Below are 15,126 nucleotides of genomic sequence, written 5' to 3'. Positions count from 1 at the left end.
CCCGCTGCCGGGATCACCGTGATGCCCTCGACATCCGCGCCGTCTCACCCCAACCGTTCCCGACGCCGATGCGTTCTACGGGTGCTGGGAGGAGGTCGGGTGGTCCGACGATGGGAGCCGATGCTCGAGCAGGTGGCGCGTGAGCGCTACCCGGTGCTCGTCGCACGGGCGATGCTGATGGTCCGTACGCGGGCCGACGCCGAGGACCTGGTCCAGGAGGCGCTGGTGTCCACGTTCGTCGCCCGCGCGCGGTTCGACTCGATCGGGCAGGCCGAGCAGTACGTCCGCCGCGCGATCGTGTCGCGGTTCGTGGACCGCACCCGCCGGCGAGGCACCGAGCGGTCCGCGTGGTCCGTCGCGGGCGTCGTGCCCGAGCAGGTCCAAGCCGGCCCTGGTGAGGACGGGCTCTCCACCGAGCTGGAGGTCGCCCTCGCCGCCCTCAGTCCCCGGCAGCGTGCCTGCGTGGTGCTGCGGCACCTCGACGACCTGTCCGTGCGGGAGACGGCCTCCGTCCTGGGTCTCAGCGAGGGCGCCGTCAAGAGGTACGTGTCCGACGGCGTCGCCGCGCTCAACTCCGCGCTCGGCAGCACCACCGCCGACCGCGAACCCGTGGTGCTGGTCCGGACCGAGGAGGTACGTCGTGACGCGTGACCTGACCGACCTGATGCACGCGGACGTGTCGTCCCGTGAACGGTCGATGGCAGGGCTGCAGCCGACCGCGGAGGCGCTCGCGGGCACCGTCCGGCGCGTCCGTCGGACCCGGGCAGTGCGGCACACGCTGCGGGCCGGTGGGATCGGGGCCGTGGCCGTGGTGCTCGTCGGGGCGTCCTGGTACGGCCTGCGCGGGCACACCACACCCGTGCCGGCGCACACGCCGACGCCGACGGTGAGCACCCCGGTCCCGACCGGGACCCCGACACCGTCGGCCAGGCCCGTGGTCCTCGACGACATCCGCGGCCTGCCGCCCACCCAGGCGATGCCGCCCGGACTGCTCGAACAGACGACGGCGGGATGGGTGCTGACCGTCTACCGGTCGACCGCTCCGCAGCCCGGCGAGTTCCAGGAGCTGCCCGGGTCCGAGACCAACACCGTCGTCCTCGTCTCCCCGGACGGCGACCGGTACCGGGTCGTCGACCTCCCCACGTCCATGTCCTTGAGCCTGCTCCGGTGGCACGCCGGCTCGACGACCGCCGTCCTCTACGTCGGGTGGGACGGTGACTACGGCTCGGGCGCGGAGGCGCGTGCCGTCCTCGACCTCACCACCGGCGAGGTCACCCCGACCGACCTCGGCCTCGGCCACTTCAACGGCGGACCGCTCTTCCACGGTGTCACCGCCGACGGCGCAGAGCTGTGGTCGACGGGCACGAGCACCGACTCGTACACCTCCGACGTGTACCGGCGCACCGACGACGGGACCCTCGAGCTGGTGGGCGGCATGGGCAGCTGGGCCGTCCTGGACCCGACAGGGCAGCGGCTGGCGACCGACTTCGACGGGCTGTCCACCCTGGCCGTCATCGACGTAGTGAACGGAGGCCGGACCGACCTCGACGTCGTTGCGCCCGAGCAGCGGTGTCAGGTGGTCAGCTGGATCCGGACCGACGCGCTGCTCGCGGTGTGCGCCGACCTCGACCTCGGTGGCGGCGGGCCCTCCGACCGGCCCCGGGACGTGTCACTGTCCCGGATCGACATCGCTGACGGCTCGGCGAACCTCACCGAGCTGAGGCGCTTCGCGGACGACGAGCCGTACCCCGACGTGTGGGGCCACGGCGCCGCGCCCCTCGTGGACGGCCGCGTGGCGCTCGTGATGAAGGAACCGGCCGGCGACGGGTGCGACGCGGGCGTGTCGATCTGGGACGGTCGAGCGCTCACCCCGCTCCAGGACGGCGGGTCCGTCAACGTCGTCGCGGTCGGCGGCTCCGTCTACGTCGAGTCTGCTCCCTCCTGCGGAGGGCTCACGCCGACCACGCTGACGGTGCACGACCTCGCCTCGGGGGCGTCGACGGTGCTCGCCCCGCCACCTGCCCCCACGGGGGACGTCCCGGCGTGGAGCACGGGCCTGTGGTCGTGGGTGCCCGCCGAGTGACCGGCGTCGAGCGGCCGGCCGCCGACGGACCGGCCGCTGCGGGGGTGTCCTGAGCTCGACCGGTCGACCCGCACCCAGCAGACCCTGACGACCGGGCCGAGATCGGTGCGCCCCCCGCACAACCTGAGGTGCGTCGACGGTCGTTCTTCTCCGACAGGCACCGTCCTTGCCTCGTGAGAAGTCCGGAGGTACGCGTGAGTCGCTGGGAACCTGTGCTCGAACAGGTGGTGCAGGAGCGCTATCCGCAGCTCGTCGCGCGGGCGTTGCTGCTGTGCTCGTCGCGGGCCGACGCGGAGGACGTCGTGCAGGACGCGCTGATCTCGACGTTCTCGGGCCGCGCGCGGTTCACCACCGTCGCCGAGGCCGAGCAGTACGTGCGGCGCGCCATCGTCTCGCGGTTCATCGACGGCACCCGGCGACGCGGACGCGAACGTGCCCTGGCGGAGCAGGTCGGCCAGACGCCGCTGGTGTCGGTCCAGCAGTCGGGCACGGTCGCCGAGCGGCTGGAGGCCGCGCTGGCGCAGCTCAGCCCTCGGCAGCGTGCCTGCGTGGTGCTGCGCTACCTGGACGACGTCCCGGTGCAGGAGACCGCGGCGCTCCTGGGTGTGAGCGAGGGCGCCGTCAAGCGGTACACCGCGGACGGCATCCGTGCCCTGAACGCCCTGCTGGGCACGCAGGCGACGGTGAACGACTACACGGTGCGGGTCGTCTCCCCGCAGAGGAGTGTGCACGGTGCGTGACCTCGCCGATCTCATGAACGACGCGCTCACGGAGCGCTCCGCCTCGCTGGGCGACCTGCCCACCGCGTCCGTCGCCGACCGGGTCCGGCGCCGGGTCCGGTTGCGCCGCGCGCGGCGGCACACCCTCGAGGCGGGCGGTGTCACCGCCGCCGTGGCGCTCCTCGGCTCGGCGACCTGGTTCGGCCTTGACGCGGCCCGGCACACGCCGTCGCCCGCGGTCAGCCCGACCGTCTCGACGCCGACCCCGTCGACCAGCCCGTCGTCGCCGGCACCGACTCCCAGCGCGACCGCCGCGCCCGTCGTGCTCGACGAGGTCCCGGGCCTGCCGCCGACCCAGGCGATGCCCCCCGGCCTGCTCGACCGGACCGGGCCGGGGTGGGTCCTGGCCGTCTACGAGCCGGAGCCGGTTGCGCCCGAGGGCGAGGACCTGCCCGTCGTGGAGCACACCGCCGTCCTTGTGTCGCCGGCGGGTGACCGCTACCGCGTGGTGGATCTCCCGCTCGACACGGAGGTGCACCTGCTCCACTGGGAAGCAGGGTCGACGACGGCCGTCGTCAGCAGGTCCCGCATGGACGACGACAGCGACGGGGACGCGCGGGCGGTGCTCGATCTGACCACAGGCACCATGACCGCGGAGGACGTCGGCATCGCCGGCTCCGACGACGGCGAGCTGTCCTACCAGGGGATGACCGCCGACGGCGCCGAGCTGTGGGCGAGCTCGATCGGCGAGGGACCGGCGGCCGACCTCTACCGACGGACCGCCGACGGAGCGGTCGACGCCGTCGGCACGATCCGCCTCACCGGCACCCTCCTCGACCCGACGGGACACTGGATGGTCACCGGCATCGAGGGCGTGCCCGACGAGTTCCAGATCGTCGACGTCGTCCACGGGGGCGACACGGCGTTCGGCTTCGGCGTGCCGGGGAAGTCGTGCGAGGTCGTCGGCTGGCTGGAGCCGGGCGCACTGCTCGTCGAGTGCTCCGACCCGCAGCAGGACAGCGACCCGGTCCCGCACCTGAGCTCGACCCTGTTCCGGGTCGACTTCGCGGGCGGTGTGCCACGGGCGACCGAGCTGAAGCGCTTCGCCGACGACGAGCCGAGTCCCGTCCCGTGGAGCGGCGCGCCGCTCGGTGACGGGCGCGCCGCCTTCTCGACGGCCGGCCGTGGCGACGACAGGTGCCAGGCAGGGGTCGACGTCTGGGACGGCCACGCGGTGGTGCCCCTGGAGGGCGGGGGGGACGCGGCGTTCGTCAACGTGGCGGTCGGCAGCGTCGTCTACGTCGAAGCCGCACCGTCGTGCGGCCCGGCGTCCCAGGCTCACCTCACGGTGCACGACCTGGCATCGGGCACGTCGATGGTGCTCGCCCCCGAGGTGGGCCCGACGGCCGACGTCGCGAAGTGGCTCCTGGGCCTGCGGACGTGGGCGGTCGCCGGAGCCCACACGCCGGTGACCTGGTGACCACCGTCGCCTGATCCGCGCTCGCCGCGCTCCTGCCGGGCGGCGGGCGCGCAGCACGCGGGAAAGCCGAAGGGCCCGACGACCGGAGTCGTCGGGCCCTTCGAGGCTCAGCGGATCAGCGCTCGACCTCGCCGCGGATGAAGGACTCGAGCTGGGCCCGGCCCGCCGTGTCCTCCATCTGGACCGGCGGGGACTTCATGAAGTAGGTCGAGGCCGACAGGATCGGGCCACCGATGCCGCGGTCCTTGGCGATCTTCGCGGCGCGCAGGGCGTCGATGATGATGCCGGCCGAGTTGGGGGAGTCCCAGACCTCGAGCTTGTACTCGAGGTTCAGGGGCACCTCGCCGAACGCGCGGCCCTCGAGGCGGACGTACGCCCACTTGCGGTCGTCGAGCCACGCCACGTAGTCCGACGGGCCGATGTGGACGTTGCGGTCCTCCTTCTTGCCACCGAGCGGGCCGGTGAGGTTGGAGGTGACGGCCTGCGTCTTGGAGAGCTTCTTGGACTCCAGGCGCTCGCGCTCGAGCATGTTCTTGAAGTCCATGTTGCCGCCGACGTTCAGCTGGTACGTGCGGTCCAGCACCACGCCGCGGTCCTCGAAGAGCTTCGCGAGCACGCGGTGCGTGATGGTCGCGCCGACCTGCGACTTGATGTCGTCGCCGACGATCGGGACGCCCGCGGCCTCGAACTTCGCGGCCCACTCGGGGTCGGACGCGATGAAGACGGGGAGCGCGTTGACGAACGCGACGTTCGCGTCGATGGCGGCCTGCGCGTAGTACTTCGCGGCGTCCTCCGACCCGACGGGCAGGTAGCAGATGAGGACGTCGACACGGGCCTCGCGCAGGGCGGCGACGATGTCGACCGGCTCGGCGTCCGACTCCTCGATGGTCTGCGTGTAGTACTTGCCGAGGCCGTCGAGCGTGTGGCCGCGCTGCACGGTCACACCGAGCGGCGGGACGTCGGCGATCTTGATGGTGTTGTTCTCCGAGGCGAGGATCGCCTCCGAGAGGTCGAAGCCGACCTTCTTGGCGTCCACGTCGAACGCGGCGACGAACTCGATGTCACGCACGTGGTAGTCACCGAACTGCACGTGCATGAGACCGGGCACGGTCCCGCTCGGGTCGGCATCGGCGTAGTAGTGCACGCCCTGGACCAGCGACGCGGCGCAGTTGCCGACGCCGACGATGGCGACGCGGATGGAGGTCATCCTCGCTCCTTCTCGGTGGTGCGCGCCGCGTCGACAGGGTCGGTCGCGGCAGCGGTGGAGTCGACAACGGCCGGATGGCCGGTGCCAGCGGGACGTGCGCGGCGGACGCCGCGCTCGTTGTCGATCAGCCCGTCGAGCCAACGGACCTCGCGCTCGACCTGTTCGAGGCCGTGGCGCTGGAGCTCGAGGGTGTACTCGTCCATGCGCTCGCGGGTGCGGGCGAAGGAGAGTCGGACGGTCTCGAGCCGCTCGGTCAGGCGCGTGCGCCGACCCTCGAGGATCCGGAGCCTGGTCTCGGCGTCGGTCTGCGCGAAGAAGGCGAACCGGACGTCGAAGTTCTCATCTTCCCAGGTGGACGGGCCGGACGACGCCAGCACCTGCTGGAGGTGCTCCTTGCCGTCGGCCGTCAGCTGGTAGACGATGCGTGCACGCTTGCTCGTCACCGTGTGAGCCGCGGGGTGGGCGGGGTCGGCAGCGGTGCCGGCGATCCACCCGCGGTCGACGAGCGACTTCAGGCACGGGTACAGCGAGCCGTAGGACAGTGCGCGGAACGAGCCGAGCACCAGGTTCAGGCGCTTGCGGAGCTCGTAGCCGTGCATCGGGGACTCGTGCAGGAGTCCGAGGATCGCCGGCTCGAGCACGTCGGAACGACCGCGCACGGGGGCACCTCCTCGAATGGTCCTGGTCTCGATGTATCAACTCGATACATCTGGAGACTATGTCGTGGCGGCGTCGCACCACAAGTCGCCCCCTCGTCGCCCCCTGGCCACCCGTGCGTCACGGCATGGACGACGTGACGGCCGCCACGTCGTCCGCGCCGAACGCGGACGCTCCCCGCACGCTCCGTGGCGATCGTGTGAAGGCTGTCCCCGTTGCCCCTCCGTGCGCCGATGCACGAACAGGCCACACCCCCATACTGGGCAGGCGGCGGACGCTTGCCCAGATTCACGGGCCCCCGTCGCGGCCGGATCGTCGTCAGGAAGGCATCGCGTTGGCAGGCACTCACCCGAGACGGGCAGCACCGGCCCGTTCACGACGGAGCACGCGCAACCGCCCCTCGTCGGCGACCCCCGGCTCGGCCGGCACGGGCGCCGCAGCCGCTGCGGGCCCCAAGCGCCGGTTCTTCGACTACCCGCGCTCCGGCTACCACGGCCTGCACCGCTGGCTGCCGTCGTGGCGCGTCTCGGTCGGCGTGCTCATCGGGATGTTCTTCCTCGGGGCGGGTGCGGCCGTCGCCGCGTACGCGTCCGTGAAGGTGCCGACGGACATCGGCGATGACGTCAAGTCGCAGACGACGACCGTCTACTACGCACCGAACCCGGACGGCACCCAGGACGTCATGGGCACGTTCTCGGTGCAGAACCGCCAGATCGTCCCCTACGCCTCGCTGCCGAAGTACGTCGGCGACGCCGTCGTGGCGGCCGAGGACCGGACGTTCTTCGACAACACCGGTGTCGACCTCAAGGGCATGGCCCGCGCGTTCTGGTACAACGTGCACAAGAGCTCCAACGCCCGGGCGCAGGGCGGGTCGACCCTGACGCAGCAGTTCGTCGAGCGCTACTACGTCGACAAGACGACGACGGACTACGTGGGCAAGGCGAAGGAAGCGATCCTCGCGGTCAAGGTCACCCAGAGCATGGACAAGACCGCCATCCTCGAGGGCTACCTCAACACCATCTACTGGGGCCGTGACGCGTACGGCATCCAGGCCGCGGCCCAGGCGTACTTCAAGAAGGACGCCAAGGACCTGACCGTGTCCGAGGCCGCGATGCTCGCCGGCATCATCCCGTCGCCCAACAACTGGGACCCGGAGAAGAGCCTCGAGAAGTCGACCGCGCGCTGGACCATCGTCATGGACTCCATGGAGGAGATCGGCGCCATCTCGCCGGCCGACCGGGCCGCGCAGAAGTTCCCGGACACGTGGGTGCCGTACCAGCGGCCCAATGCCATGGTGGGCCCGCAGGGTCTGCTCCTCCAGATGGTGCGCAACGAGCTCCAGAAGCCGCCGCTGAGCCTCAAGGACGAGGAGATCGACCGGCGGGGCTACAAGGTCGTCACCACCATCCAGAAGCCGCTCCAGGACCAGGCGGTCGCGGCCGGCGCGGGCTTCAGCGCCGGCAGCCTGGAGGGCCAGGACGGCGCGGTGCCGAACGCGCGGACGAAGGTCACGATCAGCTCGGTGGACCCGAAGACGGGCGGGATCGTGGCGCTCTACGGCGGCCCCAACGACGAGGCCGACCAGACGAACCACGCGACGTACGACAACATCCAGCCGGGCTCGACCTTCAAGCCGTTCACCCTCATCGGCGCGCTCGAGAGCGGCATCCCCCTCAGCAAGCACTACAACGGTGCGTCGCCGCAGAAGCTCAAGGGCTGGGACCCTGCGGACCCCAACGCGACCGTGCGCAACTTCGGGGCAGGCAAGGGCGAGCAGTTCGGCGACATCGACCTCGTGGACGCCACGGCCGAGTCTGTGAACACGGTGTACGCCCAGCTCAACCTGGAGATCGGAGCGGACAAGACGGTCGACGTCGCGACGAGGGCCGGCATCGTCAGGACCACGGTGCCGAACGTCCCGTCCAACGTGCTCGGGACCACGGACGCGAAGGCCCTCGACATGGTGAGCGCCTACGCGACCATCGCCAGCGGCGGCACCCGCATCCCCCCGCACATCGTCGCCTCGGTCGCCAACTCCGACGACAGCACGGCGTACCAGGCCGACACCACGGGGACGAAGGTCTTCGAGGCCGACGTCATCGCGGACACCACCTACGCCATGCAGCAGGTGGTCGAGGACGACAAGGGCACCGGTCACGACTGGATCAAGCCGCTGGGCCGTCCGATCGCGGGCAAGACCGGCACGACCAGCCTCAACAAGGCCGCCTGGTTCGTGGGGTTCACGCCGAACATCGCCACGGAGGTCTCGCTCTTCCAGTACGGCCCCGACGGCACGTCGCAGGAGTCCATCGAGGCGTTCGGCAAGGACAAGCGCGGACGTGCGATCAAGGAGATCACCGGTGCGACGTGGCCGGCGTTCGTCTGGGCGACGTACATGAAGCAGGCGTTCACGCTCCCGCAGTACTCCCAGGTGGTCGAGTTCCCGCCGCGGGCGAACGTCAACAAGGGTGGGGCGACGTCGACGGCCGTGCCGGAGGAGACGGCGACCGAGGAGCCCGTGGAGGAGGCCACCCAGCAGGCGCCGCAGACGGTCGCGGTGCCCAACGTCGACGGCAAGCTCGAGGCGGACGCCACCGCGGTGCTCGTCGGCCAGGGTCTCTCGGCGAGCGTGGTGACGGAGCCGTCGGACAGCGTGAGCGCCGGACGCGTCATCCGGGCGGACCCCAAGGTGGGCGCGCAGGTCCCGGCGGGGAGCTCCGTGACCATCGTCGTGTCCACCGGTCCGAAGCCGCAGCAGACCCAGCCGCCGCCGGCCGACCCGCCCCCGACCCCGACGCCGACCGAGGCGCCGGCGAACCCCTGACGACCGGCCACCGGCTCGCCGTCCACAGCCCGATTTCGGGGCTCGACGGCGAGCCGGTAGGCTGCGTCTTTGCTGTGCTCGCGCACGTCCGCCGCAGATCGGCGGCGTTCGCGGGGCCGCCCGGGCATCGTCCCGGTCGGTGAGCAGCGACGCACGAGAACCCTCCTGTCACGGAACGACCGTGACCGCTGAGACCAGAGGAGGTGGGTATGAGCCTGCGTCAGTACGAGATCATGATCATCCTCGATCCCGAGATCGAGGAGCGCACCGTCGCTCCGTCGCTCGACAAGTACCTGTCGGTCGTCAAGACCGACGGTGGCACCGTCGACAAGGTCGACATCTGGGGCCGCCGTCGTCTGTCGTACGACATCCAGAAGAAGTCCGAGGGCATCTACGCCGTCGTGGACTTCACCGCGACGCCCGCGACCGCCAAGGAGCTCGACCGTCAGCTCGGCCTCAACGAGGTCGTGCTGCGGACGAAGGTGCTGCGCGCCGACGCGTGACGTGTCAGTGCGTCCGCGTAGCGTGCCGCACGAACTTGATCAGACGAGCATCCGCACGCACCGAACGAACGAGGAGCTGGCATGAGCGGTGAGACCACCATCACGGTGATCGGGAACCTCACGGGGGACCCCGAGCTCCGCTTCACCCCGTCAGGGGCAGCGGTGGCCAACTTCACCGTGGCGTCGACTCCCCGCACGTTCGACCGCCAGAGCAACGAGTGGAAGGACGGCGACACGCTGTTCCTCCGCTGCTCGATCTGGCGGGAGGCGGCCGAGTCGGTCGCCGAGTCCCTCACCAAGGGCACCCGCGTCATCGTGACCGGTCGGCTCGTGCAGCGCTCCTACGAGACCCGCGAGGGTGAGAAGCGCACCGTGTACGAGCTCCAGGTCGACGAGGTCGGCCCGTCGCTGCGGTATGCCACCGCCAAGGTCACCCGGGCCCAGCGCTCGGGTGGTGGTGGCGGCTTCGGCGGCGGCGGTGGTGGTGGCGGATACAGCGGCGGTGGCGGCAACAGCGGTGGCGGCCAGCAGGACGACCCGTGGGCGACGCCCGCGGGTGGTGCCGGCGGCTACTCCGACGAGCCCCCGTTCTGATCGTCTGATCGACAACTCCAGACATCCATCCCCGGGCATGGCAACGCCCGGGGCTCCAGCAGACAAGGAGCACCACGATGGCCAAGGCCGTGGTCCGTAAGCCCAAGAAGAAGCTCAACCCGCTCAAGGCAGCGAAGATCGACGTTGTCGACTACAAGGACACTGCGCTCCTGCGCAAGTTCATCAGCGACCGTGGGAAGATCCGCGCTCGCCGGGTGACCGGTGTGTCCACGCAGGAGCAGCGCGCAATCGCCCGTGCCGTCAAGAACGCCCGCGAGATGGCACTTCTGCCGTACTCGTCGTCGGCTCGCTGAGGAAGGAGAACCTCATGAGCAAGATCATCCTGACCCACGAGGTCACCGGACTCGGTGCCCCGGGTGACGTCGTCGAGGTGAAGGACGGGTACGCCCGGAACTTCCTCATCCCGCGCAGCCTGGCCACGCCGTGGTCCAAGGGTGCCGAGAAGGACGTCACCGCGATCCGCAAGGCCCGCAAGGCCCGTGAGGTCGCCACGCTCGACGACGCGAAGGCCATCCGCGACTCGCTGCAGTCGAAGCCGGTCGTCGTCACGGCGAAGGCCGGTGACGCCGGTCGTCTGTTCGGTGCCGTCACGACCGCTGAGATCGCCGCGGCGGTCAAGGCGTCGGGCGCCCCGCAGATCGACAAGCGCAAGGTCGAGATCGGTCAGCCGATCAAGGCCCTGGGCGAGTACCAGGTGTCCGTCCGCCTCCACGCGGACGTCGCCGCGACGGTGACCGTCAAGGTCGTCGCCGCCTGACGTCAGGCACATGCACCGCGGAGGCCCCGCACCGGTTCGCCGGTGCGGGGCCTCCGTCGTCCCCGGGCCGGTGACGTCGACGGGCCCGTCCGGCGTCGCCGTGCGGTGGTGCGGCTCCCGCCGGGCGTCAGCGGGAGCGTCTGCTGTCGGCGGATCTGCGCACGGCAGACGGCGGGGTCGAGGCGCGGTGGGCGGTGGCAGCGTCGGGCGCATCAGCACGAGCACCCGACGGAGGCCACCATGATCACCGCCCGCACCGCGGCACCACCCAGCACCAGACCGTTCGACGACGACCTGTCCACCCGCCTGCTGCACCAACGGATCGTCGTGCTGGGGCAGGAGGTGGACGACGCGCTCGCGAACCCGGTGTGCGCGCAGCTCCTGCTGCTGTCCGCCGAGGACCCGCGCCGGGACATCGCCCTCTACATCAACTCACCCGGCGGCTCCGTGAGCGCGGCGCTCGCGATGTACGACACCATGCGGCTGATCCCGAACGACGTCGCGACGCTCGCGATGGGGCTGGCCGCGTCGGCGGCGCAGTTCCTGCTCAGCGGGGGGACGCCCGGCAAGCGGTTCGCGCTGCGGCACGCCCGCGTGCTCATGCACCAGCCGTCGGGCGGCATCGGCGGCACGGCGATCGACATCGCCATCCAGGCGCAGAACATGGCGCACGTGAAGCGCACGATGCAGGCGCTGATCGCCGAGCACACCGGGCAGAGCGTCGAGACCATCGAGCGCGACTCCGACCGGGACCGGTGGTTCACCGCCGACGAGGCGCGGGAGTACGGGTTCGTCGACCGGGTCGTCGACCAGCTCGACGACGTGCGGCCCGACGCGACCCGACGGGCGGGCCTGTGATGGGCGGGCCTGTGATGGGCGGGCCTGTGATGGGCGAGCCTCTGATGGGCGCGGCAACGATGGTCGGGCAGTACTCGATTCCCTACGTCGTGGAGCAGCGGCCGACGGGGGAGCGGGCGTCCGACGTGTTCTCCCGGCTGCTGTCCGACCGGATCGTGTTCCTCGGCACGGAGATCGACGACGGCGTCGCCAACGTGGTCATCGCGCAGCTGCTGCACCTTCAGTCGGAGAGCGCCGACCTGCCCATCCACGTGTACATCAACTCGCCGGGCGGTTCGATCACGGCGCTGCTCGCGGTCTACGACACCATGCAGTACGTGAAGCCCGACGTGGCGACGTTCTGCCTGGGCCAGGCGGCGTCGGCCGCGGCGGTGCTGCTCGCGGCCGGGACGCCCGGCAGCCGGCACGTGCTCGAGCACGCGCGGGTGCTGCTGCACCAGCCGTCCGGTGGCGCCGAGGGGACGGCCGCCGACCTGGAGATCCAGGCGGCGGAGATCCTGCGGCTGCGGTCGCAGGTCGAGGAGGTGCTGTCCCGGCACACGGGCCAGACGGTCGAGAAGCTGCGGGCGGACACCGGCCGAGACCTGATCCTCACGGCGCAGCAGGCCGTCGACTACGGGCTCGCTGACCGGGTGGTGACGACGCTCAAGGGGCTGCCGGTGCCGGGCTGACCACAGGTGGGCGGGCGCGCCGACACACCGACCCCGCCTGCCGGGCTGCGCGGACACACCGACCCTGCCGGCCGGGCTGCGCGGACACACCGACCCTGCCGGCCGGGCTGCGGGGACCGGGCCCTGCCTGCGGGTCGCGGGACCGGACGACCTGCTGGCCCGCTCGCGGGACGGGAGCTGGTCAGGCGGCGAGGAGCAGGACCTGGCCGGCGGGATCGGCGGTGCCTGACCGGTCGCGCCCGGTGGTGCGCTCGCGGTCCGGGGTCGACGCGAGCACGACGAGGTCGTCACGCGTCCGTGCCGTGAGGTCGACGACGACCCGCCCCTCGGCCTGCGCGAGCTCGGTGTGCGCGGCACCGACGAGGTCGACGAGCCGCATGCCGAGCGCCCGGCACACCGCGACGAGCACCTCCGACGACGCCTCCTTGCGGCCGCGCTCCACCTCGGAGAGGTACGCGACGGAGACGAGGGCGGACTCGGCGACGTCCCGGAGCGTGCGGCCCTGCTCCTCGCGCCGACGGCGCAGGATGCCGCCGACGAGCCGCCGCATCAGCGGCTCCACCGCCTGGACCGCCTGCCCCGGGCGGCGCGGCGTGCGGACGAGCTGCGTCATGGTCGCCTCCGGTCTGCGTGCACCTGTCCGCCACGCTAGCGCGGGCGCAGGCCCGTCCAGCGGGGGAGGCCTTCTGCCGACAGCGGACACCGGTGCTCGTCGTCGCCGCGCCGCCCGTCGGGTCCGTCTCACTCCGAGGCGTCGTCCCCCCACGAGCTGAACCACCACTCGTCGTCGTCGGAGAGGATGCCCGGCCCGGTCCAGCCGGCTCCCGCGGTCGCCATCGAGGTCCGAGACTCACCCACCGGTCCGGTGACGGTGATCCGGAGCTCGACCATGCCGTCCCGGGGGATCGTCGCGACGGGGGTGATGATGACGGCCGGGTTGTCCGCGGTGAGCTCGTGGATGTCGCCGTCCCGCTCCCAGCCGGTCTCCCAGGGGAAGGCGCACACGACGAGGCGCGCGCTCTCCCCGAAGGCGTAGCGGGCGGTGTCGTCGTAGTGGAAGCCGGCACCGAGGCCCGGGTCGCCCCGGACGGAGATGTGGTTGCACTCCTGCAACCCGGTCGGCATCTCGGTCGCGGCGATCCCCTGGTGCGGGGGCGTCGCGACGAGGGTGCACGCCGACAGGGCGGCGAGACACGCGGCGGCGGCGAGCACGCTCCGGTGGTCCATCGCGACACGGTGTCACCGGTCGGGCCCGGATCGGTACGGATCGGCGAGCCGCCCCCCGTTCGGCGGCGGCGGTTCACCCGGCGCCGGCGCCCGGCCGGGAGCGCGGCTCAGGGGCGCGCGTCGTACAGCTCGCGCGCGGCGTCGACCTCCTCCATGTGCGCCTGCGCCCACGTCTTGACGGCCTCGACGACGGGCATGAGCGAGCGGCCGAGCGGTGTGAGCTCGTAGTCGACGCGCACGGGCACGGACGCGGTCACGGTGCGCTCGACGATGCCGTCCCGCTCGAGGTCGCGGAGCGTCTGGGTGAGCATCTTCTGGCTGACCCCGAGGATGCGTCGTCGCAGCTCACCGTGGCGCAGGGGACCGGGCCCGAGGGCGACGAGCACGAGGCACACCCACTTGTCGGAGAGCTCGTCGAGCAGCTGCCGGGTGGGGCAGCGCGGGTCGAAGGGGTCGAACGCCGCAGGCGTCGGCGAGGTCACCAGGGTCGTCATCGGAGGCTCCTAGGGCACCGGAAGTACTGCTTAGGCACCAAAAGGTACCTACTTCCCAACAGTGACCGCAATGCTCAGGATGGGTTTGCCCCACCGAGACCACCACGGAGGAACCCATGACCGTCCTGACCATCCCCGCGTTCGGCGCCACCGAGCTCGTCGAGCGAGACCCTGCCCGCCCCGGACCCGGCGAGGTCCGCGTGCGCGTCGAGGCCGCCCCCGTCCATCCCGTCGACGCCTGGGTGCACGACGGGACCCTGGCAGGCGCCCTGCCCGGGACCCCTCCGTACACGACGGGCTGGGGCGTCGCCGGCATCGTGGACGAGGTCGGGCCCGGCGTCGTCGACCTCGCCCCGGGCGATGCCGTGCTCGGCCTGTCGGACTGGTTCGACACGTTCGTCGGCACGCACGCGTCGACCGTCGTCCTGCCCGCCCGCGCCGTCGGTCGCCGGCCCTCGACGCTCGACGCCGTGCCGGCGGCCACGCTGAGCCTCAACGCGCTGACCGCGCTGCAGGCGCTCGACCTGCTCGGGCTCGCGAGCGGCACGCTCGGGATCACCGGCGGAGCAGGTGGCGTCGGCGGGTTCGCGCTCGAGCTCGCGCGGCTGCGGGGTCTCGAGGTCGTGGCCGTCGGCCGCGAGGCGGACCGGGACTTCGTCGAGCGGACCGGGGCACATCTGGCGGTGCGCTCCGGCGACGACGTGGCGGCCGCGCTGCTCGCCGCCGGACGCCCGCTCGACGCGGTGCTCGACACCGCGGTCGTGGGCGCCCCGGCTCTCGCGGCCGTGCGGGACGGGGGCGCGTTCGTCGCCGTCACGGGGCCGGGCACCCCGCAGGCCGAGCGCGGCGTGCGGGTCGAGACGGTGCACGTGGTCGGCGACGGTGCGCAGCTCGCCGCGCTCGCCGACCTCGCGGCGGCGGGGTCGCTCAGCACGAGGGTCGCGGCGACCTACCCGCTCGCCGAGGCGGCACAGGCGTACCGCGCGGTCGCCGCCGGAGGGCTGCGCGGAGCCGTCGTGCTGGTGCCCTGA

17 protein-coding genes are annotated in these 15,126 nt (G+C 71.9%); 12 read left to right on the top strand and 5 right to left on the bottom strand.

The window, feature by feature from the left end:
* Positions 1–99: 99 nt before the first annotated feature.
* The 4 genes from ACVW07_RS11135 to ACVW07_RS11120 all read left to right on the top strand — a co-directional run bounded on the left by ACVW07_RS11135 (position 100) and on the right by ACVW07_RS11120 (position 4,282).
* A complete protein-coding gene (locus ACVW07_RS11135; RefSeq protein WP_456819313.1) occupies positions 100–651 on the top strand; it encodes a sigma-70 family RNA polymerase sigma factor in 552 nt (183 codons plus the stop codon).
* The gene (locus tag ACVW07_RS11130; protein ID WP_456819312.1) at positions 641–2,083 is read left to right on the top strand and encodes a hypothetical protein; all 1,443 of its coding nucleotides are present in this window, start codon (positions 641–643) and stop codon (positions 2,081–2,083) included. The genes ACVW07_RS11135 and ACVW07_RS11130 overlap by 11 nt, the downstream gene beginning before the upstream one ends.
* A 194-nt stretch (positions 2,084–2,277) precedes the next feature.
* Entirely contained in the window at positions 2,278–2,823 is a 546-nt protein-coding gene (locus ACVW07_RS11125) for an RNA polymerase sigma factor (protein ID WP_456819311.1), read from the top strand.
* Positions 2,816–4,282: a hypothetical protein gene (locus ACVW07_RS11120; RefSeq protein WP_456819310.1), complete on the top strand. Its 1,467-nt coding sequence runs from the start codon at positions 2,816–2,818 to the stop codon at positions 4,280–4,282. The genes ACVW07_RS11125 and ACVW07_RS11120 overlap by 8 nt, the downstream gene beginning before the upstream one ends.
* A 115-nt stretch (positions 4,283–4,397) precedes the next feature.
* Here the strand turns inward: ACVW07_RS11120 and ACVW07_RS11115 are convergent, their stop codons facing one another.
* On the bottom strand, positions 4,398–5,489 hold the full coding sequence (locus ACVW07_RS11115) for an inositol-3-phosphate synthase (protein ID WP_456819309.1): 1,092 nt from the start codon (positions 5,487–5,489) through the stop codon (positions 4,398–4,400).
* On the bottom strand, positions 5,486–6,148 hold the full coding sequence (locus ACVW07_RS11110) for a PadR family transcriptional regulator (protein WP_456819308.1): 663 nt from the start codon (positions 6,146–6,148) through the stop codon (positions 5,486–5,488). The genes ACVW07_RS11115 and ACVW07_RS11110 overlap by 4 nt, the downstream gene beginning before the upstream one ends.
* Before the next feature lie 332 nt (positions 6,149–6,480).
* Here ACVW07_RS11110 and ACVW07_RS11105 point away from each other — a divergent pair, with 332 nt between their 5' ends.
* From ACVW07_RS11105 to ACVW07_RS11075, 7 genes are all read left to right on the top strand, one after another.
* A complete protein-coding gene (locus ACVW07_RS11105) occupies positions 6,481–8,970 on the top strand; it encodes a transglycosylase domain-containing protein (protein WP_456819307.1) in 2,490 nt (829 codons plus the stop codon).
* 209 nt (positions 8,971–9,179) lie between these two features.
* Complete coding sequence (rpsF, locus tag ACVW07_RS11100) at positions 9,180–9,473, top strand: 30S ribosomal protein S6 (protein WP_456819306.1); 294 nt, start codon at positions 9,180–9,182, stop codon at positions 9,471–9,473.
* Between the two features lie 81 nt (positions 9,474–9,554).
* Entirely contained in the window at positions 9,555–10,067 is a 513-nt protein-coding gene (locus ACVW07_RS11095) for a single-stranded DNA-binding protein (RefSeq protein ID WP_456819305.1), read from the top strand.
* A 77-nt stretch (positions 10,068–10,144) separates the two neighbouring features.
* A complete protein-coding gene (gene rpsR, locus ACVW07_RS11090; RefSeq protein WP_028045854.1) occupies positions 10,145–10,381 on the top strand; it encodes a 30S ribosomal protein S18 in 237 nt (78 codons plus the stop codon).
* 14 nt (positions 10,382–10,395) lie between these two features.
* On the top strand, positions 10,396–10,845 hold the full coding sequence (gene rplI / locus ACVW07_RS11085) for a 50S ribosomal protein L9 (protein WP_456819304.1): 450 nt from the start codon (positions 10,396–10,398) through the stop codon (positions 10,843–10,845).
* Positions 10,846–11,085: 240 nt separating this feature from the next.
* Entirely contained in the window at positions 11,086–11,703 is a 618-nt protein-coding gene (locus ACVW07_RS11080) for a ClpP family protease (protein WP_456819303.1), read from the top strand.
* Positions 11,704–11,747: 44 nt separating this feature from the next.
* Positions 11,748–12,374: a ClpP family protease gene (locus tag ACVW07_RS11075; protein WP_456819302.1), complete on the top strand. Its 627-nt coding sequence runs from the start codon at positions 11,748–11,750 to the stop codon at positions 12,372–12,374.
* A gap of 181 nt (positions 12,375–12,555) precedes the next feature.
* Here the strand turns inward: ACVW07_RS11075 and ACVW07_RS11070 are convergent, their stop codons facing one another.
* The 3 genes from ACVW07_RS11070 to ACVW07_RS11060 form a co-directional block, all read right to left on the bottom strand.
* A complete protein-coding gene (locus ACVW07_RS11070) occupies positions 12,556–12,987 on the bottom strand; it encodes a helix-turn-helix domain-containing protein (protein ID WP_456819301.1) in 432 nt (143 codons plus the stop codon).
* Positions 12,988–13,115: 128 nt separating this feature from the next.
* Complete coding sequence (locus ACVW07_RS11065; RefSeq protein WP_456819300.1) at positions 13,116–13,601, bottom strand: hypothetical protein; 486 nt, start codon at positions 13,599–13,601, stop codon at positions 13,116–13,118.
* Positions 13,602–13,708: 107 nt separating this feature from the next.
* Positions 13,709–14,095, bottom strand: a complete 387-nt coding sequence (locus ACVW07_RS11060; protein ID WP_456819299.1) for a winged helix-turn-helix transcriptional regulator — start codon at positions 14,093–14,095, stop codon at positions 13,709–13,711.
* Between the two features lie 116 nt (positions 14,096–14,211).
* On the opposite strand from ACVW07_RS11060, the gene ACVW07_RS11055 reads away from it, so the two are divergent.
* Positions 14,212–15,126 carry a zinc-binding dehydrogenase gene (locus ACVW07_RS11055; protein ID WP_456819298.1) on the top strand — a complete coding sequence of 305 codons (915 nt, stop codon included), beginning with the start codon at positions 14,212–14,214 and terminating at the stop codon, positions 15,124–15,126.

This window comes from Cellulomonas sp. URHB0016 (assembly GCF_054057935.1).
This window is presented reverse-complemented; position numbering and strand designations above follow the sequence as displayed.

Excerpts from the sequence above, each read along its gene's own strand:
- ACVW07_RS11115 (WP_456819309.1), bottom strand. The coding sequence starts at position 5,489 with ATGACCTCCATCCGCGTCGCCATCGTCGGCGTCGGCAACTGCGCCGCG.
- rpsF (WP_456819306.1), top strand. The coding sequence starts at position 9,180 with ATGAGCCTGCGTCAGTACGAGATCATGATCATCCTCGATCCCGAGATC.
- ACVW07_RS11095 (WP_456819305.1), top strand. The coding sequence starts at position 9,555 with ATGAGCGGTGAGACCACCATCACGGTGATCGGGAACCTCACGGGGGAC.
- rpsR (WP_028045854.1), top strand. The coding sequence starts at position 10,145 with ATGGCCAAGGCCGTGGTCCGTAAGCCCAAGAAGAAGCTCAACCCGCTC.
- rplI (WP_456819304.1), top strand. The coding sequence starts at position 10,396 with ATGAGCAAGATCATCCTGACCCACGAGGTCACCGGACTCGGTGCCCCG.
- ACVW07_RS11080 (WP_456819303.1), top strand. The coding sequence starts at position 11,086 with ATGATCACCGCCCGCACCGCGGCACCACCCAGCACCAGACCGTTCGAC.
- ACVW07_RS11075 (WP_456819302.1), top strand. The coding sequence starts at position 11,748 with ATGGGCGCGGCAACGATGGTCGGGCAGTACTCGATTCCCTACGTCGTG.
- ACVW07_RS11070 (WP_456819301.1), bottom strand. The coding sequence starts at position 12,987 with ATGACGCAGCTCGTCCGCACGCCGCGCCGCCCGGGGCAGGCGGTCCAG.
- ACVW07_RS11065 (WP_456819300.1), bottom strand. The coding sequence starts at position 13,601 with ATGGACCACCGGAGCGTGCTCGCCGCCGCCGCGTGTCTCGCCGCCCTG.
- ACVW07_RS11060 (WP_456819299.1), bottom strand. The coding sequence starts at position 14,095 with ATGACGACCCTGGTGACCTCGCCGACGCCTGCGGCGTTCGACCCCTTC.
- ACVW07_RS11055 (WP_456819298.1), top strand. The coding sequence starts at position 14,212 with ATGACCGTCCTGACCATCCCCGCGTTCGGCGCCACCGAGCTCGTCGAG.